This is a genomic window from Candidimonas nitroreducens (assembly GCF_002209565.1).
GTDB classification, from domain to species: domain Bacteria; phylum Pseudomonadota; class Gammaproteobacteria; order Burkholderiales; family Burkholderiaceae_B; genus Candidimonas; species Candidimonas nitroreducens.
This window is the reverse complement of sequence record NZ_NJIH01000002.1, coordinates 274,197-299,399: the sequence shown is the minus strand read 5'-3', so window position 1 is coordinate 299,399 and position 25,203 is coordinate 274,197. Positions and strand designations below refer to the sequence as shown.

Here is a 25,203-nt window from a genome sequence, read left to right as displayed (position 1 = left end):
GCGGGCATGGCGCGTGCCCGCCGCCGGGACGGGCGCAAAGACCGCTTCGTCTCGTTCATTGCCGCCACATCGATGGCCGGGATCGCGCTGGGGGTGGCCGCACTCATAGTGGTGCTGTCGGTGATGAACGGCTTCCAGACCCAGGTGCGCGACCGCATGCTGTCGGTGTTGCCGCACATCGAACTCTATGTGCCGGGCATGGCGCCCGGGCAGGTGCTGCAGCATTGGCAGCAGATTGCGCAGGACGCCGAAAAGAATCGTGCGGTCAAGGGCGCCGCACCCTTTGTCGCCGCGCAGGCCATGCTGGTGCGCGGCGAATCGCTTAGCGGCGTGCAGATCCGCGGCATCGATCCCAAGCTCGAGTCGGCGGTGTCGGACATACACGGCCAGATGATGGACGGCAGCCTCGATGCACTGCAGCCCGGCAGCTACGCCATCGTGCTGGGCAACCAGATCGCGGCCTCGCTGGGCGTGCATCGCGGCGACACGGTGCTGGTGCTGGCGCCGCAAGGCTCGATCTCGCCGGCGGGCTTTGCGCCGCGCATGCGCCAGTTCACCGTCGCCGGCATTTTCTCTTCGGGGTATTACGAGTATGACGCATCGCTGGCCTTCGTCAACTATGAAGACGCCGCCAAGGTGTTCCGCGACAGCGGCACCAGCGGGGTAAGGCTGCGCATCGCCGACATGCAGCGGGCGCCCGAAGTGGCGCAGCAGCTCAAGCAGATCCTGCCGCCGGCCGTGCAGGCCAGCGACTGGACGCAGAACAACCGCACCTGGTTCGCGGCGGTGCGCACCGAGAAGCGCATGATGTTCCTGATCCTGGCGCTGATCGTGGCGGTGGCGGCGTTCAATCTGCTGTCCTCGCTGGTAATGGCCGTCAAGGACAAGCAGTCCGATATCGCCATCCTGCGCACGCTGGGCGCCACGCCGCGCGAGATCGGGCGCATATTCCTGGTGCAGGGCACCCTGATAGGCGTGGTCGGCACCTTGCTGGGCGTGGGTTTCGGCGCACTGATCGCCTACAACATCGACGTGATCGTGCCATTCCTGGAGCGCCTGTTCGGCGTGCATTTCCTGCCGCAGCAGGTGTACTTCATCAGCGAGCTGCCGTCCACTCCCGAGCTATCCGATATCGTCACCATTGCCGTGACTTCACTGGTTCTGTCCGTGCTGGCCACGCTGTACCCGAGCTGGCGCGCGTCGCGCCTGCAACCCGCCGAGGTGCTGCGCCATGATTGAGCCATCTTTCAATGCCTCCTCCCAGCCGCCCGCCCATTACGTGCTGCAGGCCCGCAACCTGGTCAAGGCCTATGACGACGGCGCTACCCGCATCGAGGTGCTGCGCGATGTCAGCCTGCACGTGGCGCAGCGCGAGTTCGTCGCCATCGTGGGGGCTTCGGGCTCGGGCAAGAGTACGCTGCTGCACATGCTGGGACTGCTGGACGAGCCCACTTCCGGCTCGGTCTTTGTCGACGGTGAAGAGGCGCGCGGCATGAGCGAGTCGCAGCGCAGCCGCCTGCGCAACCGCAGCCTGGGCTTCGTGTACCAGTTCCACCATTTGCTGTCCGAGTTCTCGGCGCTGGACAATGTCGCCATGCCGCTGATCGTGCGCCGCGCGCCGCGCGCCGCCGCCCGCGAGCAGGCCGCGCAGGCCCTGGAGCAAGTGGGGCTGGCCGCGCGCGTGCATCATTACCCGGGGCAGTTGTCCGGCGGCGAGCGCCAGCGCGTGGCGCTGGCGCGTGCGCTGGTCACCAATCCCATCTGCGTGCTGGCCGACGAGCCCACCGGCAATCTGGATCGCTACACGGCCGAGAGCATGTTCGAACTGCTGGTGCGCATCAACCAGGAGCTGGGCACGGCGTTGGCCATCGTGACTCACGACCCGGCGCTGGCGGCGCTGGCGCATCGCCAGTTGTTCATGAACAAGGGCCGCCTGGCCGACGAGGACACGCCCCGGTCTGACTGACGCGGGCCGACTCGCGGCCGGCTGCCGCGCCGCCGGCAGGGAGCACACATTGCTGATCGATACGCACTGCCATCTGGACGCCTCCGAGTTCGATGCCGATCGGCGCGAAGTGATACAGCGCGCCGCAGGGCAGGGCGTGCGGGCCATCGTCATACCCGCCGTGGAACGCGGCAATTTCACGACCGTGCGCAGCCTGGCGCACAGCTTCGAGGGCGGCGCCTACGCGCTGGGCATACATCCGATGTGCGTGCCGCGGGCGCAGCCGGCGGATCTGGAGGCGCTGGAGGCCTGCGTGCAGGCCAGCCTGGCCGACCCGCGCTTTGTCGCCATCGGCGAAATCGGGCTGGACTTCTTCGTGCCCGAGCTGTGCACCGAGGCGATGCGCGCGCGCCAGGAAACTTTCTACGCCGCCCAGCTCGAACTGGCGCGGCAACATGGCCTGCCGGTGCTGCTGCACGTACGGCGCTCGCAAGACCAGTTGCTCAAGCATTTGCGCCGCAAGCCCGTGGCCGGGGGTATGGCGCACGCCTTCAACGGCAGCTTCCAGCAAGCCGCCGCATTCATCGACATGGGTTTCGCGCTGGGCATGGGCGGCGCCATGACCTTCGAACGCGCGCTGCAGATACGCCGCCTGGCCGCGCAACTGCCGCTGGACGCGCTGGCGCTGGAAACCGATGCGCCGGACATCCCGCCCGCGTGGCTGGGCGGCCGCGGCTTGCCACGAGCCCGCAACGAGCCGGGCGAAGTCGCGCGCATAGGCGCCGAACTGGCCCGCTTGCGCGGACTGGACGCCGCGCAGGTCGCGGCCGCCACGGCCGCCAATGCCCTGCGCGTGCTGCCGCGCCTGGCCTCGGTCGTGCCGGCGCTGGCCTGAGCCGCGGCCGTATCCGTTGTGTCGCATCTGTTGTTTGCATCGCGCCGGTGCGTTTCGCGCCGCGCGATTTTCGCCGTAAGTGCGGGAGCCTGGATCAGGGCAGGTTCTCGCGGAAGATTATCTGGCTTTGCACCGGGTCGACGCCGCTCAGGGCGGCGCGGTGGTCGCGCAAGTTGGCGAAGATCCGCACGCAGCTCGAGGTGGCCGACTGGGGGTTCTGGGTGATGACGGCGTCCATGGTGCCGTCGATCAGCAGCGCGCGCGTATCGGGCGTCAGGCCATGGCCGATGAACACCACCTTGTGTTCCAGCCCGGCCTCTTTCAGGGCGCGCGCTACACCGTCCGACGCCCCGCCGATGTTGTAGATGCCGGCCAGTTCGGGGCACTGCTGCAGCAGCTGGTGCGTCAGCCGGTAATTGCGTTCGGCATTGTCCTGGCCTTCGCGCAGCCCCAGCACCTCGATGCCCGGGAATAATTCGCGGAACAGGTACAGGAATCCCATCTCGCGCTCTTCATGGGCACGGTAGCTGAGACTGCCGGCGATCATCCCCACCTTGGCCGGGCGCGGGCCCATGAAACGGCCTATCAGGTAGGCGGCGGTGCGCCCGGCGGCGCGGTTGTCCAGGCCGATGTAGGCGGCGCGGCCCGAGCCGGAAATATCCGTGATCAGCGTCACCACGTGCACGCCGCGCGCCACCAGCAGGTTGACGGCGTCGCGCACCAGCGGGTGCTCGATCGCCATGAAGGCCACGCCTTCGGCGCGATCGGCCTGACGCTGCAGGGCCGCGGCCAGCAGCTGCGGATTGAAGCCTTCTATGTATTCGACGCGGCAGCGCACGTTGAAGGGCGCCCAGCTTTCCTGCGAGTAGTGCACCGTATCGCCCAGCATCTTGAGGTAGCGGTTGGTGCCTTTGGGCAGCAGGAAGACGATGCGCATGGGGGCCGGCGCCAGCGCGGCGTATAGCTCGTGCTCGGGCAGATAGTCCAGCTGCGCCGCTGCCTTGAGCACGCGCTGTGCGGTGGCCGGACGCACTCCCGGCCGGCGGTTCAGCACCCGATCCACGGTCGCGGTAGAGACGCCTGCCGCAGCGGCGATGTCCGTCACCCGGGCACGGCTAGCGGTGCCTGCGTGGGAATTGATTACAGCCATATGATTACATCAAAAAACATCATTCAAAGGGTTTGACCATGCTGCCATGAGGCGATTATCGTTCGAAAAACCCTAATTTATCAATCAATATTTTGATCAAATAACATCAAATCCAATCAGGAGGCAATGATGAGCAATATTACCCGCCGCAGCATGTTGAAGGCCATGTCGGCGCTGCCGTTGGCCGGTGTCGCCAGCGCGCTGCCGCTGACCGCGCGAGCCGCCGAGTTTTCCTACAAGTACGGCAACAACCTGCCGCTGGCGCACCCGCTGAACGTGCGCGCCCACGAGGCCGCCAAGGAAATTCTCGATAAATCCAAGGGCCGGGTGGACATCAAGATTTTCCCCAACAACCAGCTGGGAGGCGACACTGACATGCTGTCGCAGGTGCGCTCCGGCGGTATCCAGTTCTTCACGCCGTCCTCGCTGGTGATCGCCACCCTGGTGCCGGTGGCCGCGATCAATGCCGTGGGCTTCGCGTTCTCGGACTACGGCCAGGTATGGAAGGCCATGGACGGCAAGGTCGGGGCCTACATCCGTTCGGCGGTCGACAAGGTGGGCTTGTATGCCTTTGAAAAAATGTGGGACAACGGCTTTCGCCAGATGACCAGCAGCAAGGCGCCCATCAAGACCGACGCCGACATGGCCGACCTGAAGATCCGCGTGCCGGTCAGCCCCTTGTCGATCGCCATGTTCAAGGCGCTGGGCGCGGCGCCCACCAGCCTGCAGTTCAGCGAGGTGTATTCGGCGCTGCAGACCAAGATCGTCGACGCCCAGGAGAACCCGCTGCCCATCATCCAGGTGGCCAAGCTCTACGAAGTGCAGAAGTATTGCTCGCTGACCAACCACATCTGGGACGGCTTCTGGTTCATCGCCAATGGCCGGGCCTGGAAGCGCCTGCCCGCCGATCTGCAGACCATCGTGGCCGACGCCATCAACGGCGCCGGGCTGCGCCAGCGCGAGGACATCAAGAAGCTGAACGACTCGGTGCAATCCGACCTGCAATCCAAGGGCCTGCAGTTCAACCAGGTGTCGGCCGATAGCTTCCGCGCCAAGCTGCGCAGCGCCGGCTTCTACAAGACCTGGAAGGGGCGCTTCGGCGATGCCGCCTGGGGCGTGCTGGAACAGGCCGTCGGCAAGCTGGTGTGACGGCGCCATGATCTACGCGAGCACCACCGGCCAATCCGCCGCCGCGGCCGAAGCGCAGTCGGGCCTGCGCCGCGGGCTCTTGCGGCTGGACGATGGCATAGGCCGCGTCGTCGAACTGCTGTGCGCGGCGCTGCTGGTCGTGGCAATCGTCGTGCTGTTCAGCGGCGTGGTGGCGCGCTACGTGCTGCACGTGCCGCTGGTCTGGTCCGACGAGCTGGCATCGATGCTGTTCCTGTGGCTGTCGATGCTGGGCTCGGTCGTGGCCTTGCGGCGCGGCGAGCACATGCGTATGACGGCGCTCATCGACAGGGTGGGGCCGCGCTGGCGCGCCTTCCTGGAAACCTTTGCGCAGACGGCCTCGCTGGCCTTCCTGCTGCTGGTCATCGTGTCCGCCTGCGACTACGCGCAAGAGGAATCCTTCATCATCACTCCTGCGCTGCAGATCAACGACTTGTGGCGCGCGATCGCGCTGCCGGTGGGCCTGGGGCTGATGGCCGTGGTGTCGCTGCTGCGGCTGGCGCGTGTGCACGACCTGCGCACGGTGTCGCTGGCCGCCGTCTGCACGGCTGTGCTGGCGCTGGGCTTCTGGCTGGCGCAGCCGTTGTTCGCCAGCCTGGGCAACATCAACCTGGTGATCTTTTTCGTGATCCTGGTGGCGATAAACGTGTTTTCGGGCGTGCCCATCGCTTTCTCTTTCGCCTTGTCCACCTTCGGCTACCTGGCCTTGACCACCGATACGCCGATGGTGGTGATGATGGGCCGCCTGAACGAAGGCATGTCGCACCTGATCCTGCTGGCGGTGCCGCTGTTCATCTTCCTGGGGGCGCTGATCGAGATGACCGGCATGGCCCGGGCCATGATCCAGTTCCTGGCGGGCCTGCTGGGCCATGTGCGCGGTGGTTTGTCGTATGTGCTGATCGGCGCCATGTACCTGGTGTCCGGCATCTCGGGCTCGAAGATCGCCGACATGGCCGCCATTACGCCGGTGCTCTTTCCCGAGATGCAGAAGCGCGGCGCCAAGCCGGGCGAGCTGATCGCGCTGCTGGCGGCCACCGGCGCCCAGACCGAGACCATACCGCCTTCCATCGTATTGATCACCATAGGCTCGGTGACGGGGGTGTCGATCGCCGCGCTGTTCAGCGGCGGCATCCTGCCCGCGGTGGTACTGGGCCTGGCCCTGTGCTTCGTGGTGTGGCGCCGCTGCCGCCATGAAGACCTGAGCCAGGTGCAGCGCGTCAGCCGCGGGCAGGTGCTGCGCATGCTGGTGGTGGCGCTGCCCGCGGTATGCCTGCCTTTCGTCATACGCGCCTCGGTGGTGGAGGGCGTGGCCACTGCTACCGAAGTCTCTACCATCGGCGTGGTGTACACCATATGCATAGGCCTGTTCGTGTACCGCCACTTCGACTGGAAGCGCGTGATCCCCATGCTGGTGGAGACCGCCTCGCTGTCGGGCGCCATCATGCTGATCATAGGCTGCGCCACCGCCATGGCCTGGGCGCTGACGCAGTCGGGGTTTTCCAGCGAGCTGGCGCATTTCATGGCCGGCGTGCCCGGCGGTGCCTACGGCTTCATGGCCATTTCCATTGTCACCTTCATCGTGCTGGGCAGTGTGCTCGAGGGCATACCGGCCATCGTGCTGTTCGGCCCGCTGCTGTTCCCCGTGGCCCGCGAGATGGGCATACACGAGGTGCAGTACTCGATGGTGGTGATCTTCGCCATGGGCATAGGCCTGTTCTCGCCGCCCTTCGGCGTGGGCTACTACGGCGCCTGCGCGATCAGCCGCGTCGAACCCAGCGAAGGCATGCGGCACATCTGGGGCTATATCGCCGCGCTGCTGATCGGGCTGGTGATCGTGGCCGCCGTGCCGTGGCTGTCGGTCGGTTTTCTCAAATGAATGAATCCGGGCGGCCGGCCGCGGCACGCGGCACGGTGCCCTTGCAACAGGGAAGCATATGAGCCGTTATTTCGGAGAGATCCGCCAACTGGGCTACGTGGTGCGCGACATCGAGCAGGCCATGCAGTATTGGAGCAATACCCTGGGCGTGGGCCCGTGGTACTACAACCCCAAGGTGCCCATCGTCAATTATCAATACGATGGCCGCGGCTACGAGCCGCACAATTCGGTCGCGCTGGCCAATTCGGGCTTCGTGCAGGTCGAGCTGATCCAGGTGCGCAACGACGTGCCGTCCATGTATCGCGATTTCCTGCAGGAAGGCCATACCGGGCTGCAGCACGTGGCCTACTGGACCGAGGACTATGACGCCGACCTGCAGCGCCTGCAGGCGCAAGGCTTCCGGGTCAAGATGGGCGGCGAGGTTGGGCGCCAGGGGCGCTTCGTCTATTTCGATACTGGGCTGCATCCGGGCACCGTCATCGAGCTGTCCGAAGTGGCCGGCCCCAAAGGACGCCTGTTCGACCTGATCCGCGAGTCGGCGCGCGATTGGGACGGTAAGGATCCGGTGCGCAACTTTCCCGATCTGGATACGCTGTGAGCGACACCAGCACCCTTGCAATGAGCGGCTCCGGTGCTGTTGCGAGCGGCCGAGCCGCCGCGGACATCCACGGCGGCGGCGATGCAGCGGCGCAGGGCTCCGGGGCCGGGCAGGGCGCGCGCGCCCATGCGCAATCTGCCGCCGATGCGGATATTTATATACAACGTATATACGCCAGCTATTTGATCGAGACGCCGTTCGATCCGCGCCAGGTGGCCGAGACCATGGCGGGGGAGCAGTCCTGCGGCACCTTCGCGCGGGTCAGGGACGAAACCGACGAGCTGCGCGCCCGCGCCCGCGCCACGGTCGAGTCCATCGAGGAACTGGCGGCAGCTCCCGCGCCCAGCCTGCCCAATGCCTATCTGGAACGGCGCGGCGTGGCCGGGCCTTGGCGGCGTGCCCGGGTTAGCCTGTCTTTTCCGCTGGGCAATATCGGCGCCAACCTGCCCACGCTGGCAGCCACCGTGGCCGGCAATCTCTACGACCTGGGCGAATTGACCGGGCTGCGCCTGGAATCGCTGCGGCTGCCGTCCGCCTATCGCATGCGCTTCGACTTGCCCGCGCAGGGCGTAGCCGGCACCCGGGCAAGCATAGGCGCGGCTTCGGGCTGCCTGGTCGGCACCATCATCAAGCCCAACGTCGGCTTGTCGGCGCGGCAGACCGCGGCGCTGGTCAGGGAACTGTGCGAGGCCGGCGTGGATTTCATCAAGGACGACGAGGTCTGCGCCGATCCGGTGCACGCGCCCTTGGCCGAGCGCGTGCCGGCCGTGATGGAGGTGATCCGCGCGCACGCCGAGCGCAGCGGCCGTCACGTCATGATGGCCTTCAATATCAGCGACGAGACCGACGCGATGCTGCGCCATGCCGAGCTGGTGCAGCGTGAAGGCGGCAGCTGCGTCATGGCCAGCCTGAACTGGTGCGGGTTTTCGGCGATCCAGAGCCTGCGCCGCAGCACGCCGCTGGCCATACACGGGCACCGCAACGGCTTCGGCGCCTTATCGCGCCACCCCTTGCTGGGCATTTCGTACCAGGCCTGGCAGACCCTGTGGCGCTTGACCGGTGTGGATCACATGCACGTGCATGGGCTGCAGGGCAAGTTCGCGCAGCCCGACCAGGAAGTCGTGGAGGCGGCGCGCGATTGCGCCGCACGCATGTCGGACAGTGCCGACGACCGCGTGCTGCCGGCTTTTTCGTCGGGCCAGTGGGCCGGCACGGTGCCCGCTACCTGGCAGGCGATAGGCAGCGAAGACCTGTTGTTCATGTCGGGCGGTGGCATACTCGCGCACCCGGACGGCCCCGCCGCGGGCGTGGCCAGTATCCGCCAGGCCTGGCAGGCCCAGCGCGTAGGCTTGTCGCTGGAAGAGTACAGCCGCAACATGCCCGAGCTGCGCGTTGCGCTGCAGCGCTTCGGCAAGCCCGCGGCATGACAATAATGGGAATAGCCCTGCGGTCTTCACGGGGCAAGGCGCCGCGCTGCGGCGCGGACGCGGATCCTCGTCCGCGCCCGTGCAGCTGTGCACGAGGCACGATTCCCTTTATGAAATGGCGTTGAAGATGGCGTCGGGCAGCGCGAAGAAGGCTCAGGGTAGCGGGAGAATGGGATGCCGGGGCAGGAACTGAAAATCGCCTGGTACGGCGACGACTTCACCGGCGCCAGCGACACGCTGGCCGTGGCCGCCCGGGCGGGCCTGCGCAGCATGCTTTTTTTGGACGTACCCGACGCCCGCAGGCTGGCGCAGGCCGGGCCGCTGGACGCGCTGGGCATCGCCGGTTCGGCGCGCACCATGGCGCCGGCCGCCTTGCGGGCCGAAATGGCACGCGTGGGCGATTTCTTCCGCGGCCTGGGCGCGCCCGTGCTGCACTACAAATGCTGCTCCACGTTCGACAGCTCGCCCACCGTGGGCAGCATAGGCGCGGCGCTTTCCTGCCTGCACCCATTCGTGGACGCGGATATCGCATACGTGGTGGGCGGCCAGCCCGATATCGGCCGCTATTGCTGCTTCAGCAATCTGTACGCGGCGGCCGGCGCGGATGCCGAGGTCTATCGCCTGGATCGGCACCCCACCATGAGCCGTCATCCCGTCACGCCCATGCGCGAGGCGGATCTGCGGCGCCATCTGGAAGAGCAGGGGCTGGCGCGCGTGACCGGCGTGCATTATCCCGACTATGGCCGGCCCGCGCCACAGCTGGACGCCCGCGTCGACGAGTTGCTCGAATTGCTGCGGGGGCAGGGCGGCGCCGTGCTGTTCGACGTCGCCTGCAACGCGGATCTGGCCCCGGTGGGCCGGCAGATCTGGCGTGCGGCCGGGCGCGGGCCGGTGCTGGTCGCCGGCCCCAGTACCGTGGTGCAGGCGCTGGCCGCGCATTGGGATGCGTCGGACGTGGCCCCTTCCGCGGGTGTGGCCGCTGTCCACCGCATTGCGTCCGATTCCTCCGCGCGACGCCAAGTCGCAGTGGTGCCCGCGACGGCTCCCGTATTCGCGCTGGCCGGCAGCATGTCGCCGGTAACCGCCCACCAGGTCGAACAAGCGACCTCGTTCCTGCGCCTGCCGCTGGCGGCGTCCAGCCTGGTGGCCGATCCGGCCTATCTGCAGGCGCAGGCGGATACGATTGCGGCAGCGCTGGCCGGTGGCAGGCACGTGCTGGCCCATGTGCAGCAGTCGGGGGCCGGCCCCGACCGCGGGGTCGCCACCCGGGACTTGGCGCAAAGCACCGCCGAACTGCTGGGCCGGGTGCTGCGCGCCGCGGCAAGCACCGGCCTGCGCCGCATAGGCGTTGCCGGCGGCGATACCTCCAGCCTCGCGGTCAAGGGCCTGCCCGTCTGGGGCCTGTCTTTCCTGCGCCCGCTGAGCCCCGGCGTGGCCTTGTGCCGCGCCCACAGCGATGATCCGGCGCTCGACGGCCTGGAGCTCATGCTCAAGGGCGGCCAGATGGGGCCGGCGGATATCTTCCAGCGTTTGTTGGAGGTTTGAAGGCGGTCGGCCCTCGACGTTGATGTCCAGGGGGGCTGAGTCTTGCGTTGAATGCGTGAATGCCGGAGCTGGCCCGGCGGCCGCAACCGATCGCGGGTTGGCAATGCGGCGTCAGGCATACTCCAGCGGCTTGACCTGCTTGGCGATCAGCCTGGCAACCTTGGCCTGTGCGGTTTTCAGGTCATAGGCCTGTTGCAGATTCAGCCAGGACGCAGCGTCGCCTCCGAACAAGGCGGCCAGGCGCAATGCCGTATCGGGTGTAATGCCACGGCGTCCGTGCATGATCTCGTTCATGCGCGTAGCCGGCACATGCAAGAGCCTGGACAGGGCATTGACGCTCATCCCCAAAGGGACAAGATATTCTTCCCGTAGAACTTCTCCGGGGTGTATCGGGCGCATATTGTTTTGGGCCATGATGAATTCCTTTCAGTGGTAGTCGACGATTTCGACCTGGGCCGGCCCTTCACTGGTCCAGACGAAACAAATACGCCACTGATCATTGACGCGGATGCTGTACTGGCCCGAACGATGGCCTTTGAGCCGCTCCAGCCGGTTGCCCGGGGGCGAACGCAGGAAGTCGAGCGTGGCCGCGCTATCCAGCATCTGCAGCTTGCGCTGGGCAATCGCGGAAAAGTTCACGAATCGCGCGACGCGTCGACCTTCGTAAAGAGCCATTGTGTCCGAGCATCGGAAACTCTTAATCATGGGCATTTTATAGCGTTTAACGTCAAGCATTAAATGTATACCTTCGGGCATACAGCCGACCCGAAAATTGGTAGTACTGCGCAGTGCTGCCATTGTCCCTGCACGGATGGCATTTGCGCTCGGGCCGAATAAGCTGTCCTTATTTATGAAGGAGGCCGGGCGTGACGGGACGCTGCTGCCTGTTGGCCGTCGCGCTTGTGACCTGGGCGGCACATGGCTTGCCCGCAGTGTCGATCCCGCCGGGCTGGATGGCCGCGGCCTGGGCTGCGCTGCTGGCCCTGCTTGCGGTCATGCTGGGCATGCGGCGGCGCCAGCGCTTGCCGCGCCAGGCCTGGCCGCTATGGGCCGCGGCGGCCGGGCTGCTGCTGGTACTGGCGCGTATCGAGCATCGCCTGGCCGACGAACTGGCGCCCGGCAACGAGAACCGCGTCTCGCGGGTAGTGCTGCGTGTGGCGGATCTGGTGCGGCTCGGCCCGGACAACCGCCGCTTCGAGGCCGAGGTCATCGAATCCATACCGGCGGGTGTGCCCTCGCGCATCCTGGTGTCCTGGAACGCGCCCGGCTATGCCGGGCCTTATGGCCGCCGCGGCGCACCGTCCCAGCCTTTTCCCGAGCTGGTGCCGGGCCAGGTATGGCGCATGTCGCTGAATCTGAAGCGGCCGCAAGGCATTCGCAACCCGGGCGGCTTCGACTACGAGGGCCATGCTTTTGCCCGCGGCCTGCGCGCCAGCGGCAGCGTGCGCGGCACGCCGCGCTATCTGCGCGACGAACCCTGGGCGGGACTGGCCATCGTCGCCAATCGCGTGCGTCACTACGTGCGCCGAGCCATGAGCCCGCACCTGCAGGGCATGCGCTATGGCCCCGTGCTGCTGGCGCTGGTCATCGGCGACCAGGCCGGGGTCGATGCCGCCGATTGGCAGGTATTCAATCGCAGCGGCATCACGCATCTGGTGTCCATCAGCGGCTCGCACATCACCATGATCGCGGCACTGGGTGCGGTGGCGATGTACTGGCTGTGGCGCAGAGCGCGCTGGCGCGGCCGGGCGCTGGCCGAGCGCATGCCGGCGCAGGTCGCGGCCGCAAGCACCGCCTTGCTCGTGGCATGGCTGTATTGCCTGCTGGCAGGCTGGGGCGTGCCGGCGCAGCGCACCTTCCTGATGCTGGCGGTGGCCGCCGGCGGCCAGATATTGCGCCTGCCAGTCAAAGCCTCGCGCCTGCTGTGCATCGCGCTCTGCGCGGTCGTGCTGCTCGATCCCTGGGCGCCGTTGGCCAGCGGCTTCTGGCTGTCCTTCGGCGCCGTCTGCGTGCTGCTGGCGGCGCAGTCCTGGGTGGGTCAGGCTGCGGCCGGTCTGCAGGAAACCCGCCCGCGGCGCGCCTGGCGCCTGGTATGCGCGGCGGCGCGGCTGCAGCTGGCCATCAATGCAGCGCTCATGCCGCTGCTGGCCCTTATCTTCCATCAGGTTTCGCTGGTGTCGCCGTTGTCCAATGCCTACGCCATTCCGCTGGTCGAGATGGTGATCACACCCGTGTCGTTGCTGGCCGCGGCCTGCGCCGTCGTGCCTGGCCTGGACAGTGCGGCCGGTGGCCTGGCATGGCTGGCGCATGCCGTCCTGCAGGCCGCGATGTGGCCCACGCAATGGCTGGCCGCACTGCCGGCCGCCAGCGTCGGCGTGCCGCAGGCGCCATGGTGGGCGGTGGCCCTGGCATTTCTGGGGGTAGGGGTAGCCATGCTGCCTCGCGGTTTTCCCGCCAGGCATGGCGGCTGGCTGCTGATCTTGCCGGCCCTGGCGTGGCGGCCTGAAAAGCCGCCGCCGGGCGGCTGGGATATGTATGCGCTGGACGTCGGGCAATCCAGCGCCATCGTGGTACAGACCGCCGCGCATGCGCTGCTGTTCGATACGGGCCTGCGCATCGGCCCCGATGCCGATCAAGGTGCGCGCACGATCGTGCCTTTTCTGCAGGCGCGCGGCATCCGCCGGCTGGACGCGATGGTGATCTCGCACGCGGACATCGATCATGTGGGCGGCGCGCGCAGTGTGCTGCGAGAAATTCCGGTGCAGCAATCCTATAGTTCCTTTGACCTCGATGCCTATCTCAGGCGCGAGGCCGGGCTGCTGGGCATGGCCACCGATACCGTCAGGCGCCCCATGGCCTTGTCTGGCTGCGAACGTGGCATGGCCTGGGAGGTGGACGGTGTGCGCTTCGAGTTTTTCTGGCCCGAGGGTTCTGCGGCCTCCCGGGTTTCGGCACGCGCCAGAACCCCCGTCGTCTTCAATGCCGCCGACTCGTCGACAAGCAAATCTGTTGGCCTTGTCGAGCCTTCCAACGCCCCCCAGAAAGCCAGTGTTGCCTACGTGTCCGGCAAGAGCGGCAATCGCCGCAATGGCCAAAGCTGCGTGCTGCGCATCAGCGGCGCCCATCATTCGCTGCTGCTCACCGGCGACATCGGTGCCGCGCAGGAAACCGCCCTGGTGCGTAGCGGCCTGCCGCCCACCGACGTGGCAATGGCGGCGCATCACGGTTCGTCGGGATCTTCCGCGCCGCGCTTCATTGCGCGGCTACAGGCGGCGCACGTCGTGGCGCAGGTGGGCCGCTGGAACCGCTACGGCCACCCTGGCCGCGGCGTCGAGCAACGCTGGCGGCGCGCCGGTACAGAGTTCTGGCGCACCGACCTGCACGGCGCCATAACAGTGCGCTCGCGCCCCACCGGCCTGACAGCGCAGGCCGAACGGCAACAATATCCCCGCTATTGGCAGGGGCGTTGAAATCTTATTGGCAAGGGTGTTGAAATATTCCAGATGCTTGAACGGATCGGCTCGATTTGATCCAGCAGGTCTGAGCAGGCAGGTCTGGTCAGGCAGGTCTGGTCAGGTGGATCCGGTCAGGCAGCTCTGGTCGGGCGGCGCCGGGCGCGCCGGTTCGTCTCCCAGCCTGCTGCTGTTTTTGCCTCTGGCCGCTTTCCGGCCGCCTTGCGAATTTCAAGCGGATGCGCGATGATAGTTCCGTATCCAAAAGATCGGCGCGGCGGGGGAAGCATCCACAAGATTCTTTCTACGGCGAAACAAAAAATGAGACATACATCACATCTGCGTTTGCACGTGCCGGAACCCAGCGGGCGTCCCGGGCGTGAAACCGACTTTTCCTATTTGCACCTTTCCCCCGCAGGGGAAGTGCGCCGCCCTCCGGTCGACGTGCTGCCGGTCGACACCAGCGACCTGGCCTATTCATTGATACGGGTGCTGGACGACCAGGGCAGGGCGCTGGGGCCCTGGGCGCCCAAGGCCGATCCCGAACTATTGCGCAAGGGCCTGCGGGCCATGCTGAAGACGCGTATCTTCGACGCGCGCATGCTGATCGCGCAGCGCCAGAAGAAGATGTCCTTCTACATGCAGTGCCTGGGCGAGGAAGCCATAGGCACGGCCCACGGGCTGGCGCTGTCGGATGGCGACATGTGTTTTCCTTCCTACCGCCAGCAAGGCCTGCTGATGGTGCGCGACGTGCCGCTGGTCGACCTGATCTGCCAACTGCTGTCCAACGAGCGCGATCCCTTGAAAGGCCGCCAGCTGCCGGTGCTGTATTCGGTGCGCAAGGCGGGGTTCTTCTCGGTGTCGGGCAACCTGGCCACGCAGTTCATCCAGGCCGTGGGCTGGGGCATGGCCTCGGCCATCAAGGGCGACACCCGCATCGCCTCGGGCTGGATCGGCGATGGCGCAACGGCCGAGTCCGACTTCCATACCGCCCTGACCTTCGCCCATGTGTACCGCGCGCCGGTCATCCTGAACGTGGTCAACAACCAATGGGCAATCTCCACCTTCCAGGCGCTGGCCGGCGGCGAAAGCACCACCTTCGCGGCGCGCGGCGTGGGCTGCGGTATTGCCTCGCTGCGGGTCGACGGCAATGATTTCCTGGCGGTGTATGCGGCCTCGCAGTGGGCCATCGAGCGGGCCCGCAACAATCTCGGGCCCACGCTTATCGAGTGGGTCACCTATCGCGGCGGCCCCCATTCCACGTCGGACGACCCGTCGAAATACCGGCCCGCCGACGACTGGGAAAAATTCCCGCTGGGCGACCCCATTCCGCGCCTGAAGCAGCATCTGATCGCCATCGGCGCCTGGTCCGAAGAAGAACACGAAGAAACCCGCAAGCAGCTCGAGGCCGAGATCATCGCGGCACAAAAAGAAGCCGAGCGCTACGGCTCGCTTGCCACCGGCCACACCTTCAGCGCGGCCATGATGTTCGAAGACGTCTACAAAGGCGTGCCCGAACACCTGCGCGTGCAGCGCCGCCAGCTGCTGGAGGAATGACCATGAAACAGCACAGCAAGAACATGCCGGTGCGCTCCATGACCATGATCCAGGCGCTGCGCTCGGCCATGGACATCATGCTGGAGCGCGACAGCAACGTGGTCGTGTTCGGCCAGGACGTGGGCTATTTCGGCGGCGTGTTCCGCTGCACCGAAGGCCTGCAGGCCAAGTACGGCACATCGCGCGTATTCGATGCGCCGATTTCCGAAGGCGGTATCGTCGGCGCGGCAGTGGGCATGGGCGCCTACGGCCTGCGTCCGGTGGTCGAGATCCAGTTCGCCGATTACTTCTATCCGGCCTCCGACCAGATCGTGTCCGAGGCGGCCCGCCTGCGCTACCGCTCGGTGGGCGAATTCATCGCGCCGCTGACCATACGCATGCCCTGCGGCGGCGGCATCTACGGCGGGCAGACGCACAGCCAGAGTCCCGAAGCGCTGTTCACGCATGTCAGCGGGCTGCGCACGGTCATGCCCTCCAACCCCTATGACGCCAAGGGGCTGCTGATCGCCTCCATCGAATGCGACGACCCGGTAATCTTCCTGGAACCCAAGCGCCTGTACAACGGGCCGTTCGACGGCCACCACGAAAACCCCGTGGTGCCCTGGTCCAAGCATCCGCTGGGCGAAGTCCCCGAAGGCTATTACACCGTGCCGCTGGAATCGGCTGCCGTGTTCCGGCCGGGCGCGGCCCTGACCGTAATCACCTACGGAACCATGGTGTTCGTCTGCGAGGCCGCGGCCCGCGAAACCGGCATAGACGCCGAGATCATCGACCTGCGCAGCATCTGGCCGCTGGATCTGCACACCATCGTCGAGTCGGTCAAGAAGACCGGGCGCTGCGTGGTGGTGCACGAGGCCACGCGCACCAGCGGCTTCGGCGCCGAGCTGGTGGCGCTGGTGCAGGAACACTGCTTCTACCACCTGGAAAGCCCCATACAGCGGGTCGCGGGCTGGGACACGCCATATCCGCATGCGCAGGAATGGAACTACTTCCCGGGCCCGGCACGGGTCGGGGCGGCGTTCAAGCGCGCGCTGGAGGACTGAAGCCATGGCCTCTTCGCGTATTCATGTCATCAAGATGCCCGACATCGGTGAAGGCATCGCCGAGGTCGAGCTGGCCGAATGGCACGTGCAGCCGGGCGACAGCGTGGCCGAAGACCAGGTTCTGGCCGACGTCATGACCGACAAGGCCACGGTCGAGATTCCCTCGCCGGTGGTGGGCAAAGTGGTGTCCCTGGGCGGCAAGGTCGGCGATGTGCTGGCCGTGGGTGCGGAACTGATCCGCCTGGAAGTCGAAGCCGGGCAGGGCGCCGCACATGATCATGGTGCGATTGCGTCAATGGAGGCCGCGACACCCGCGGCGGTCGAGGCGGTGCCGAGCAGCGCACCGGAGCAAGGCGAGCCTCCGGCCAAGCTACCGAACCAGGGTTCCGCTGCGCCGCAGGCCATGTCGGCCGTTGGCCACGACGTAGCGGCGGCCGCGGCCGCCGGCGCCAGTACCGCGGCGGGCTCGCGTACGGTACAGGCAGTGGCATCAAAGGCCGGCGAGGCTCCTTCTTCGCAGCCGTCTTCGGCGGCCGCTGCGGCTTCCGGTTCCCCACGGCACCTTAGCGAAAAGCCGCTGGCCTCGCCTTCGGTGCGCCGCCATGCCCGCGAGCTGGGCGTGGAGCTGCGCGACGTGCGCGGCAGCGGCCCGGGCGGCCGCATCCGCCACGAAGACGTGCAGGCCCATCACGATGCGCCGGTGCCAAGTGCCGCGGCATCGGCCTACGCCGCGCGCGACGGCAGCGTCGAAGTGCCGGTGGTGGGCCTGCGGCGCAAGATCGCGCAGAAAATGCAGGAGTCCAAGCGGCATATTCCGCATTTCTCGTATGTGGAAGAAGTCGACGTCACCGAAATCGAGGCCTTGCGCGCCCGGCTCAACGCCAAGTGGGGCGAGCAGCGCCCGCGGTTGACGCTGCTGCCGTTCCTGGCGCGGGCCATGGTGCTGGCGGTGGCCGAGTTCCCGCAAATGAACGCGCGCTACGACGATGAAGCTGGGGTGGTCACGCGCTACGAGGCCGTACACCTGGGCGTGGCCACGCAGACGGAACACGGTCTGATGGTGCCGGTGCTGCGCCACGCCGAGTCGCGCGGACTATGGGCCAATGCGGCCGAGATCGCGCGCCTGGCACAGGCCGCGCGCCGCGGCCAGGCGGTGCGCGAAGAGCTTTCCGGCTCGACCATCACCCTGACCAGCCTGGGCCCGCTGGGCGGCATTGTGTCCACGCCGGTGATCAATTACCCCGAGGTGGCCATCGTCGGCGTCAACCGCATCGTCGAGCGCCCGGTCATCCTGGGCGGCGCAGTGGTGGCGCGCAAGATGATGAACCTGTCGTCCTCGTTCGACCACCGCGTGGTCGACGGCCTGCACGCCGCCCAATTCGTCCAGGCCATACGCGCCTATCTGGAGTCGCCCGCCACCATGTTCGTGGAGTAATTCCATTTCTAAATCGATCGTGAACGCGAAAGCGAAGCGCAGACAGTACACCTGGTACGGCAAGCGAAGCTGACAAAGTGCACGGTTGATTTAGAAATGGAATAAGATCACTGCTTCTTTCATGGTGATCTCTTATGGCCTCTCCCCTGAACGAACCTCGCCTCAAATACGTCACTTGCGCAAGCCAATCGGGCCTGCATCGCATGGCCTATTGGGAATGGGGAGACCCTGACAACGACAGGGTGCTGGTGTGCGTGCACGGCCTGACCCGCACCGGCCGCGACTTCGATACGCTTGCCGCCCGGCTCAGCCCGCATCACCGCGTGGTCTGCCCCGACGTCGTGGGCCGCGGGCGCTCCGACTGGCTGGCCAATCCCGCCGGCTATGTGGTGCCGCAATACGTGGCCGACATGCTTACCCTGATCGCACGCCTGGGCGCCGAGCGTGTCGATTGGCTGGGCACCTCGATGGGCGGCCTGATAGGCCTGGGCTTGGCCGGCGCGTTGGCCATGTCCGCGCCGGCCCGCGCCGCGCGGGCGGAATTCGGGCTGCCGCCGCAGCGCACGCTGCGCATGGGCCGCATGGTACTGAACGACATAGGCCCGAAGCTGGACATGGCCGGCCTGGCCCGCATCGGCGAGTACGTGGGCCGGCCCGGAGTGTTCGATTCCCACGACGAGGCCGTGGCCTATGTCCAGTCCGTCTCCGCCGGCTTCGGCCCGCACAGCCGCGAGCAATGGGAACAACTGACCCGGCACGTCTTCAATTACAAAGACAAGCACTGGGTGAAGCATTACGACCTGGCGATTGCCAAAGCCTTCGAGCTGCAGACGCCGCAGGCCATGCAGCAGGCCGAGGCGCTGCTGTGGGCCGCCTACGCCAGCTTGCCCGAGCCGGTATTGATCGTGCGCGGTGCGCAGTCCGACCTGCTGCTGCGCGAAACCGCCACTGAAATGCTGGCGCGCAACTCGCAGGCACGCCTGATAGAGGTGCCGGGCGTGGGCCACGCGCCGACCTTGCTCACGCCCGAGCAGATCGAGCCCGTGGCCGATTTCCTGCTGGCGCCCTAGAACCTGTTAGTGTGAACAGGCCCTATCCGGCTGCGCCGCTCTAGCGGGCGGCACGCCGGCCGGGCGCAGGCGTGCTATCGTGGCGGTGGAGCCGCAAATGAGCCATTCCCCGCCCCTGAACGCCGATCTGCATTGCCATTCCGTATGCTCGGACGGCGTGCTGCGCCCAAGCGAGCTGGCGGCGCGTGCGCATGCCCACGGCGTCGGGCTTTGGGCGCTGACCGACCATGACGAGGTTTCCGGGCTGGCCGAAGCGCGCACAAAGGCGCAAGAGCTGGGCCTGCCATTCATAGACGGCATCGAGATATCGGTTACCTGGGCCAGGCAGACGGTGCACATCGTCGGCCTGCATATCGACCCGCACAACGCCGCGCTGAACGCCGGCCTGGAAGGCATACGCACCGGCCGCCTGCAACGTGCGCGGCGCATGGCCGATGCGCTGCAGGCGCTAGGCGTACCCGGCGCCTACGAAGGGGCGCTGGCCTATGCCGGCAACCCGCGGCTGGTAAGCCGCACTCATTTCGCCCGCTATCTGGTCGAGCAGGGCCGCTGCACGCACCTGCAGGCCGCCTTCGACCGCTACCTGGGCGAGGGCAAGCCGGCCTACGCGCCGGGCGACTGGGCCAGCCTGGCCAACGCGGTGGGCTGGATCCTGGCGGCGGGCGGCCGTGCGGTCATCGCCCACCCCGGCCGCTATCGCTACGACCGGCTGCAGTTCGACGCCTTGTTCGACGAGTTCAAGCAACTGGGCGGCGAGGCGATCGAGGTCGTCACGGGTAGCCATCGCCCCGACCAGTACGGGCAGTATGCCGAGGTGGCGCGCCGCTATGGCTTCCTGGCCTCTTGCGGCTCAGACTTCCACAGCCTCGCTGAAAGCCGCCGGGATCTGGGCTCATTGCCGCCGTTGCCGCCGGGCCTTACGCCGGTGTGGCACGACTGGGCCTGATCCCCTTTCTGTGTCAGGCCTGTGTCTTGGCAGCTTCGCTTGCCGAGCCAGGTATGTTGCCTGCGCCTAGCTTTCGTGTTCGCGATTGATCGCGATCGATTTAGAAATGGAATGAGAGGATGTTAGAGTACGTCCTGTATAACGGTGGCAGCTCATGAACAAGGCATTTGTCAAGGAATCCGAAGACAACGACGACGACGCCGGGCCCGAGGCGCAGAGCCTGCCGGCGGGCGTCAAGAACTACATGACGGTGCAGGGCTATCAGCGGCTGCGCGCGGAACTCGAGCATCTCATGAATGAAGAGCGGCCGGCGGTGGTGCAGGTGGTGTCCTGGGCGGCGTCCAACGGCGACCGTTCCGAGAACGGCGACTATCTCTACGGCAAGAAGCGCCTGCGCGAAATCGACCGGCGCATGCGCTTCCTGACCAAGCGCCTGGAGATCGCCGAAGTAGTCGACCCCGCGGCCCAGCCCAACAAAGACCAGATTTTTTTCGGCGCCAAGGTGCTGTACCTGGACAAAGCCGGCGAAGAGCACCGCGTTACCATCGTCGGCGTCGACGAGGCCGAGCCCCTGCAGGGCCGCATCAGCTGGATATCGCCCGTGGCGCGGGCGCTGATCAAGGCCCGCGAGGGCGATACCGTCACCTTGCGCACGCCGGCCGGCGTGGACGAGCTCGAGATCCTCGAAGTCGACTATCCCGCGGCCTGAATGGCAGGCTTGGCGGTGCCTGCGCAATCGCCCGCGCAGCGGCGTGGGCCAGGGGTGCGCGGGCGGCCCGCGTATATACCTTCCGGGAGGCAGGGCAAGCCGGTCGGAAAAGGCATAAGCCGTTAAAATGCGGTTTTGGCCAACCCTCCTGCCTGTATCCCCATCGTGAATTCCATTCTGTATTTTCCCGGATCTTCGGCCCTGTCCGATTTCCGTCGCGAACGACTGCTCAAACGTTTTACGCAACTGGGCCTGCCGGTAGCCGATATCCAGGGGCAGTACGAGCACTACGCATGGTGCGAGCCGGCGCTGGGCGAAGCCGAAGCGCAGAGGCTGCACGCCTTGCTGGACGACGGCCGCCAGGCGCCGCAGGCGCAGGTGGACAAGCACACGCTGGTGCTGCGCGTGGTGCCGCGCCTGGGCACGGTGTCGCCCTGGGCCAGCAAGGCCACCGACATTGCCCGCAATTGCGGCCTGGCCGCCGTGCGCCGCGTCGAGCGCGGCATACGCTACACCCTGCAGCCGGCCCGCCGCCTGCTGGGGGCGCGCAATATCGACGAGCCGCAGCTGGCGCAGATCGCCGCCTGCCTGCACGACCGCATGACCGAAACCGTGGTCGATGCCGATTTCGACGGCGCGGCGCTGTTCGCCTCGCTGCCGGGCAAGCCCATGCAGGCGATCGACATACTGGGGGGCGGGCGCGACGCACTGGTGCAGGCCGACCGCCAATTGGGCCTGGCCTTGTCCGATGACGAAATCGACTACCTGCTCGAGGCCTTCACCGGCCTGGGGCGCAATGCCACTGACGTAGAACTGATGATGTTCGCCCAGGCCAACAGCGAACATTGCCGCCACAAGATCTTCAACGCGCAGTGGGTCATAGACGGCATGCAGCAGCCGCATACCCTGTTCGGCATGATCCGTGCCACGCACGCGGAGCAGCCGCGCGGCACGGTGGTGGCGTATTCCGACAATGCGGCCGTCATGGAAGGCGGCGTGGCGCAGCAGTTCTGCGCGGCCTTGCCGGGCGAGGGCGGCAAGGCGGCACGCTACCAGGGGCGCGCGGCCACGGTGCACACGCTGATGAAGGTGGAAACCCACAACCATCCCACCGCCATCGCGCCGTTTCCCGGGGCCGCCACCGGCGCCGGCGGCGAGATCCGTGACGAAGGCGCGACCGGGCGCGGCTCCAAGCCCAAGGCCGGCCTGACCGGCTTCACCGTGTCCAATCTGCGCTTCGACGATGGCATCGAGCCCTGGGAAGACGAGAACTACGGTGCGCCCGGCCGCATTGCCAGCGCGCTCGACATCATGATCGAAGGCCCCATAGGCGGGGCCGCTTTCAACAATGAATTCGGGCGCCCGAACCTGCTGGGCTATTTCCGCAGCTACGAGCAGACCGCGGGCGAGCGGCACTGGGGCTATCACAAGCCCATCATGATCGCCGGCGGCCTGGGCGCCATAGACGCGCGGCTCACGCATAAAGACCCGATTCCCCCCGGCGCGCTGCTGATCCAGCTGGGCGGGCCCGGCATGCGCATCGGTATGGGCGGCGGCGCGGCTTCCAGCATGAGCGCGGGCGCCAACAGCGCCGACCTGGATTTCGATTCCGTGCAGCGCGGCAACCCCGAGATCCAGCGCCGTGCCCAGGAAGTCATAGACCGCTGCTGGCAGCAGGGCGAAAACAACCCCATACTGGCCATCCACGACGTCGGCGCGGGCGGCCTGTCCAATGCCTTCCCCGAGCTGGTCAACGACGCCGGCCGCGGCGCCGTGTTCGAGTTGCGTCAGGTGCATGTGGAAGAATCCGGCCTGTCGCCGGCCGAGATCTGGAGCAACGAGGCCCAGGAACGCTATGTGCTGGCCGTGCTGGAACAAGACCTGCCGCGCCTGGACGCCATTGCGCGCCGCGAACGCTGTCCCTACGCCGTGGTCGGCGTGGCCACCGACGAGCGCCAGTTGCGCGTGACTTGCGGCGAGGGCCTGCCCGGGTTTTCGCAGCCCGAACCCGAAGAAGAACGCCCGGAATTCCGTCCGGTGGACGTGCCCATCGACGTGATCCTGGGCAAGCCGCCGCGCATGACGCGCAACGTGCGCCGCGCCCCGGGCGCCTTCGCGCCGCTGGATCTTACCGTAATCACGCTGGACGAGGCCATACAGCGCGTGCTGCGCCACCCCACGGTGGCCAACAAGAGCTTCCTCATCACCATCGGCGACCGCACGGTGGGTGGCCTTAGCAGCCGCGACCAGATGGTCGGGCCCTGGCAGGTGCCGGTGGCCGATTGCGCCGTTACCCTGGCCGATTTCGAGGGCGTGCGCGGCGAGGCCATGGCCATGGGCGAACGCAGCCCGCTGGCGGTGATCGACGCCGCGGCCTCGGGGCGCATGGCGGTGGCCGAGGCGCTGACCAATCTGGTGGCCGCCGATGTGCGTGCCATCGAAGACATCAAGCTGTCGGCCAACTGGATGGCGGCCTGCGGCGTCGAGGGCCAGGATGCGGCGCTGTACGACACGGTGTTCGCGGTCAGTGCCTGGTGCCGGCAATTGGGCCTGTCGATACCCGTCGGCAAAGATTCGCTGTCGATGCGCACCAAGTGGGAAGAGGAAGGGCAGGCGCGCGAAGTCGTGGCGCCGGTCTCGCTGATCGTCAGCGCCTTCGCGCCGGTGGCCGACGTGCGCGCCACGCTGACCCCGCAGCTGCGCACCGATGCCGGCGAAACCGTGCTCATCCTGATAGACCTGGGGCGCGGCCGCAACCGGCTGGGCGGCTCCATTCTGGCGCAGGCATTCTGCCAGGTCGGCAAGGCGGTGCCCGATCTGGACGAGCCCGAATCGCTGCTGGCGTTCTTCCGCGTCATACGCCAGCTGTACCGCGAAGGGCACATCCTGGCCTATCACGACCGATCCGACGGCGGTCTGCTGGCCACGGTTTGTGAAATGTCGTTTGCGGGCCGGGTGGGGGTGTCGATCAATCTCGACATGCTGACCATAGACCCCTATGCCTCCGACTGGGGCGACTACAAGATCCGCGCCGAGCAGCTTTCCGTGCAGCGCGACGAACTCACGCTCAAGGCCCTGTTCTCGGAAGAGGCTGGCGCGGTTGTCCAGGTGCCGCTGGCGCAGCGCGACCTGGTCTTGCAGCAGCTGCGCGAGGCCGGCCTGTCGGCCTGCTCTCACGTGCTGGGCGGCCTGAACCAGCAGGACGAGATCCAGTTCTACCGCGACGGCAAGTGCATCTACCAGCACAGCCGCTACGACCTCGGCCAGCAATGGAGCGAGGTCAGCCGCCAGATCATGGCGCGGCGCGACAACCCCGAATGCGCCAGGGCCGAATTCGAGACCTGGCAGAATGCGGCCGACCCGGGCTTCACGCCGCGCGTGGCCTTCGATCCGCAGGAAGACGTGGCCGCGCCCTATATCGCGACCGGTGCGCGGCCGCGCGTGGCCATCCTGCGCGAGCAGGGCTGCAACAGCCAGGTCGAAATGGCCTGGGCCTTCGACAAGGCGGGCTTCGAGGCCTGGGACGTGCATATGACCGACCTGCTGGCCGGGCGCGTGCGCCTGGACGACGTACAGGGCCTGGTGGCCGTGGGCGGCTTCAGCTACGGCGACGTGCTGGGCGCGGGCGAGGGCTGGGCGCGCACCATTCGCTATAACGCGCAGCTGGCCGACCAGTTCGCCGCCTATTTCGGGCGCGCCGACACCTTCGGCCTGGGCGTGTGCAACGGCTGCCAGATGATGGCGGCGCTGGCGCCCATGATCCCGGGCGCCCAGCACTGGCCGCGCTTCACGCGCAACCTGTCGGAAAAATACGAGGCGCGCCTTTCCATGGTCGAGATCGCCGACTCGCCCTCCATCTTCATGCAGGGCATGGCGGGCACGCGCGTGCCGGTGGCTGTGGCCCACGGCGAAGGCTATGCCGATTTCTCGCAGCAGGGCGATGCCGCCCAGGTGCTCAATGCCCTGAACTTCATCGACAACCAGGGCGCGCGCACCGAGGCCTATCCCTACAACCCCAACGGCAGCGCGCAGGGCCTGACTGGCGTCACCACGCCCGACGGCCGCTACACGGTGCTGATGCCGCACCCCGAGCGCGTCACGCGCAATGTGATGATGTCCTGGGCGCCGGCGCGCTGGGGCGAGCGCGACGGCATCCGCGCCGATACCCCGGGCGGCGGCTACAGCCCCTGGATGCGCATGTTCCGCAACGCACGGGTGTGGCTGGGCTGATCGGGCCGGCTGGCGGCGGGGCCCGTCGGGCCCAGCATGCTTGCCGTGGTATCGGCTGGGTGGCGCTAGCCGGGCGGCTGCCCGGTATCGCTGGCCGGGCGAATCTACCGGGCCGGTACCTACCGCGTGCAGCCGCGGCCACCGTCGCGCCGTGACTC

General features: G+C 67.0%; 19 protein-coding genes. 16 read left to right on the top strand and 3 right to left on the bottom strand.

Features of this window, described 5'->3' with window-relative positions; genetic code table 11:
- The first annotated feature begins 6 nt into the window (after nt 1-6).
- The 3 genes from CEY11_RS02840 to CEY11_RS02830 are packed head-to-tail and all read left to right on the top strand — an operon-like array spanning nt 7 to nt 2,840.
- On the top strand, nt 7-1,239 hold the full coding sequence (locus CEY11_RS02840) for a lipoprotein-releasing ABC transporter permease subunit (RefSeq protein ID WP_233154707.1): 1,233 nt from the start codon (nt 7-9) through the stop codon (nt 1,237-1,239).
- Nucleotides 1,232-1,966 (top strand): ABC transporter ATP-binding protein, encoded by a 735-nt coding sequence (locus CEY11_RS02835; RefSeq protein WP_088601839.1) that lies wholly within the window; start codon nt 1,232-1,234, stop codon nt 1,964-1,966. The genes CEY11_RS02840 and CEY11_RS02835 overlap by 8 nt, the downstream gene beginning before the upstream one ends.
- 49 nt (nt 1,967-2,015) lie before the next feature.
- On the top strand, nt 2,016-2,840 hold the full coding sequence (locus CEY11_RS02830) for a TatD family hydrolase (protein ID WP_088601838.1): 825 nt from the start codon (nt 2,016-2,018) through the stop codon (nt 2,838-2,840).
- 94 nt (nt 2,841-2,934) lie between these two features.
- Here CEY11_RS02830 and CEY11_RS02825 read toward each other — a convergent pair whose 3' ends face one another.
- A complete protein-coding gene (locus tag CEY11_RS02825) occupies nt 2,935-3,990 on the bottom strand; it encodes a LacI family DNA-binding transcriptional regulator (RefSeq protein ID WP_088601837.1) in 1,056 nt (351 codons plus the stop codon).
- 129 nt (nt 3,991-4,119) lie between these two features.
- Between CEY11_RS02825 and CEY11_RS02820 the strand changes: the two genes are divergently transcribed.
- The 5 genes from CEY11_RS02820 to CEY11_RS02800 all read left to right on the top strand — a co-directional run bounded on the left by CEY11_RS02820 (nt 4,120) and on the right by CEY11_RS02800 (nt 10,603).
- A complete protein-coding gene (locus CEY11_RS02820) occupies nt 4,120-5,139 on the top strand; it encodes a TRAP transporter substrate-binding protein (protein ID WP_088601836.1) in 1,020 nt (339 codons plus the stop codon).
- Nucleotides 5,140-5,146: 7 nt separating this feature from the next.
- Nucleotides 5,147-7,033: a TRAP transporter large permease gene (locus tag CEY11_RS02815; protein WP_088601835.1), complete on the top strand. Its 1,887-nt coding sequence runs from the start codon at nt 5,147-5,149 to the stop codon at nt 7,031-7,033.
- Nucleotides 7,034-7,091: 58 nt separating this feature from the next.
- Nucleotides 7,092-7,631 (top strand): VOC family protein, encoded by a 540-nt coding sequence (locus CEY11_RS02810; RefSeq protein ID WP_088601834.1) that lies wholly within the window; start codon nt 7,092-7,094, stop codon nt 7,629-7,631.
- Entirely contained in the window at nt 7,628-9,058 is a 1,431-nt protein-coding gene (locus CEY11_RS02805) for a ribulose-bisphosphate carboxylase large subunit family protein (RefSeq protein WP_233154689.1), read from the top strand. Before CEY11_RS02810 ends, CEY11_RS02805 begins: the two co-directional genes overlap by 4 nt.
- Nucleotides 9,059-9,232: 174 nt before the next feature.
- Nucleotides 9,233-10,603, top strand: coding sequence for a four-carbon acid sugar kinase family protein (locus CEY11_RS02800; RefSeq protein WP_088601832.1), 1,371 nt, complete (start codon nt 9,233-9,235; stop codon nt 10,601-10,603).
- A 111-nt stretch (nt 10,604-10,714) separates the two neighbouring features.
- Here CEY11_RS02800 and CEY11_RS02795 read toward each other — a convergent pair whose 3' ends face one another.
- Together CEY11_RS02795 and CEY11_RS02790 are read right to left on the bottom strand one after the other, a co-directional pair.
- Complete coding sequence (locus CEY11_RS02795) at nt 10,715-11,017, bottom strand: HigA family addiction module antitoxin (RefSeq protein ID WP_088601831.1); 303 nt, start codon at nt 11,015-11,017, stop codon at nt 10,715-10,717.
- Nucleotides 11,018-11,029: 12 nt separating this feature from the next.
- Nucleotides 11,030-11,308, bottom strand: a complete 279-nt coding sequence (locus tag CEY11_RS02790) for a type II toxin-antitoxin system RelE/ParE family toxin (protein WP_198958817.1) — start codon at nt 11,306-11,308, stop codon at nt 11,030-11,032.
- A gap of 161 nt (nt 11,309-11,469) precedes the next feature.
- On the opposite strand from CEY11_RS02790, the gene CEY11_RS02785 reads away from it, so the two are divergent.
- The 8 genes from CEY11_RS02785 (at nt 11,470) to purL (ending at nt 25,045) form a co-directional block, all read left to right on the top strand.
- Entirely contained in the window at nt 11,470-14,073 is a 2,604-nt protein-coding gene (locus CEY11_RS02785; protein ID WP_233154688.1) for a DNA internalization-related competence protein ComEC/Rec2, read from the top strand.
- A 303-nt stretch (nt 14,074-14,376) separates the two neighbouring features.
- A complete protein-coding gene (locus CEY11_RS02780; RefSeq protein WP_088601830.1) occupies nt 14,377-15,612 on the top strand; it encodes a 3-methyl-2-oxobutanoate dehydrogenase (2-methylpropanoyl-transferring) subunit alpha in 1,236 nt (411 codons plus the stop codon).
- A gap of 2 nt (nt 15,613-15,614) precedes the next feature.
- Entirely contained in the window at nt 15,615-16,655 is a 1,041-nt protein-coding gene (locus CEY11_RS02775; protein WP_233154687.1) for an alpha-ketoacid dehydrogenase subunit beta, read from the top strand.
- 4 nt (nt 16,656-16,659) lie between these two features.
- A complete protein-coding gene (locus tag CEY11_RS02770; protein ID WP_088601828.1) occupies nt 16,660-18,090 on the top strand; it encodes a dihydrolipoamide acetyltransferase family protein in 1,431 nt (476 codons plus the stop codon).
- A gap of 134 nt (nt 18,091-18,224) precedes the next feature.
- Nucleotides 18,225-19,160, top strand: coding sequence for an alpha/beta fold hydrolase (locus CEY11_RS02765; RefSeq protein WP_233154686.1), 936 nt, complete (start codon nt 18,225-18,227; stop codon nt 19,158-19,160).
- Nucleotides 19,161-19,257: 97 nt separating this feature from the next.
- Nucleotides 19,258-20,106: a 3',5'-nucleoside bisphosphate phosphatase gene (locus CEY11_RS02760; protein WP_088601827.1), complete on the top strand. Its 849-nt coding sequence runs from the start codon at nt 19,258-19,260 to the stop codon at nt 20,104-20,106.
- Nucleotides 20,107-20,260: 154 nt separating this feature from the next.
- On the top strand, nt 20,261-20,815 hold the full coding sequence (gene greB, locus CEY11_RS02755) for a transcription elongation factor GreB (RefSeq protein WP_088601826.1): 555 nt from the start codon (nt 20,261-20,263) through the stop codon (nt 20,813-20,815).
- Nucleotides 20,816-20,980: 165 nt separating this feature from the next.
- Nucleotides 20,981-25,045 (top strand): phosphoribosylformylglycinamidine synthase, encoded by a 4,065-nt coding sequence (purL, locus tag CEY11_RS02750; protein ID WP_088602022.1) that lies wholly within the window; start codon nt 20,981-20,983, stop codon nt 25,043-25,045.
- The last annotated feature ends 158 nt before the right edge of the window (nt 25,046-25,203 follow it).

Bases quoted from the DNA above. Each gene is read 5' to 3' on its own strand.
- CEY11_RS02835 (WP_088601839.1), top strand. From the start codon at position 1,232: ATGATTGAGCCATCTTTCAATGCCTCCTCCCAGCCGCCCGCCCATTAC.
- CEY11_RS02780 (WP_088601830.1), top strand. From the start codon at position 14,377: ATGAGACATACATCACATCTGCGTTTGCACGTGCCGGAACCCAGCGGG.
- CEY11_RS02820 (WP_088601836.1), top strand. From the start codon at position 4,120: ATGAGCAATATTACCCGCCGCAGCATGTTGAAGGCCATGTCGGCGCTG.
- CEY11_RS02775 (WP_233154687.1), top strand. From the start codon at position 15,615: ATGAAACAGCACAGCAAGAACATGCCGGTGCGCTCCATGACCATGATC.
- CEY11_RS02800 (WP_088601832.1), top strand. From the start codon at position 9,233: ATGCCGGGGCAGGAACTGAAAATCGCCTGGTACGGCGACGACTTCACC.
- CEY11_RS02760 (WP_088601827.1), top strand. From the start codon at position 19,258: ATGAGCCATTCCCCGCCCCTGAACGCCGATCTGCATTGCCATTCCGTA.
- CEY11_RS02795 (WP_088601831.1), bottom strand. From the start codon at position 11,017: ATGGCCCAAAACAATATGCGCCCGATACACCCCGGAGAAGTTCTACGG.
- CEY11_RS02815 (WP_088601835.1), top strand. From the start codon at position 5,147: ATGATCTACGCGAGCACCACCGGCCAATCCGCCGCCGCGGCCGAAGCG.
- CEY11_RS02840 (WP_233154707.1), top strand. From the start codon at position 7: ATGGCGCGTGCCCGCCGCCGGGACGGGCGCAAAGACCGCTTCGTCTCG.
- CEY11_RS02770 (WP_088601828.1), top strand. From the start codon at position 16,660: ATGGCCTCTTCGCGTATTCATGTCATCAAGATGCCCGACATCGGTGAA.
- CEY11_RS02790 (WP_198958817.1), bottom strand. From the start codon at position 11,308: ATGATTAAGAGTTTCCGATGCTCGGACACAATGGCTCTTTACGAAGGT.
- CEY11_RS02810 (WP_088601834.1), top strand. From the start codon at position 7,092: ATGAGCCGTTATTTCGGAGAGATCCGCCAACTGGGCTACGTGGTGCGC.
- CEY11_RS02825 (WP_088601837.1), bottom strand. From the start codon at position 3,990: ATGGCTGTAATCAATTCCCACGCAGGCACCGCTAGCCGTGCCCGGGTG.
- CEY11_RS02765 (WP_233154686.1), top strand. From the start codon at position 18,225: ATGGCCTCTCCCCTGAACGAACCTCGCCTCAAATACGTCACTTGCGCA.
- greB (WP_088601826.1), top strand. From the start codon at position 20,261: ATGAACAAGGCATTTGTCAAGGAATCCGAAGACAACGACGACGACGCC.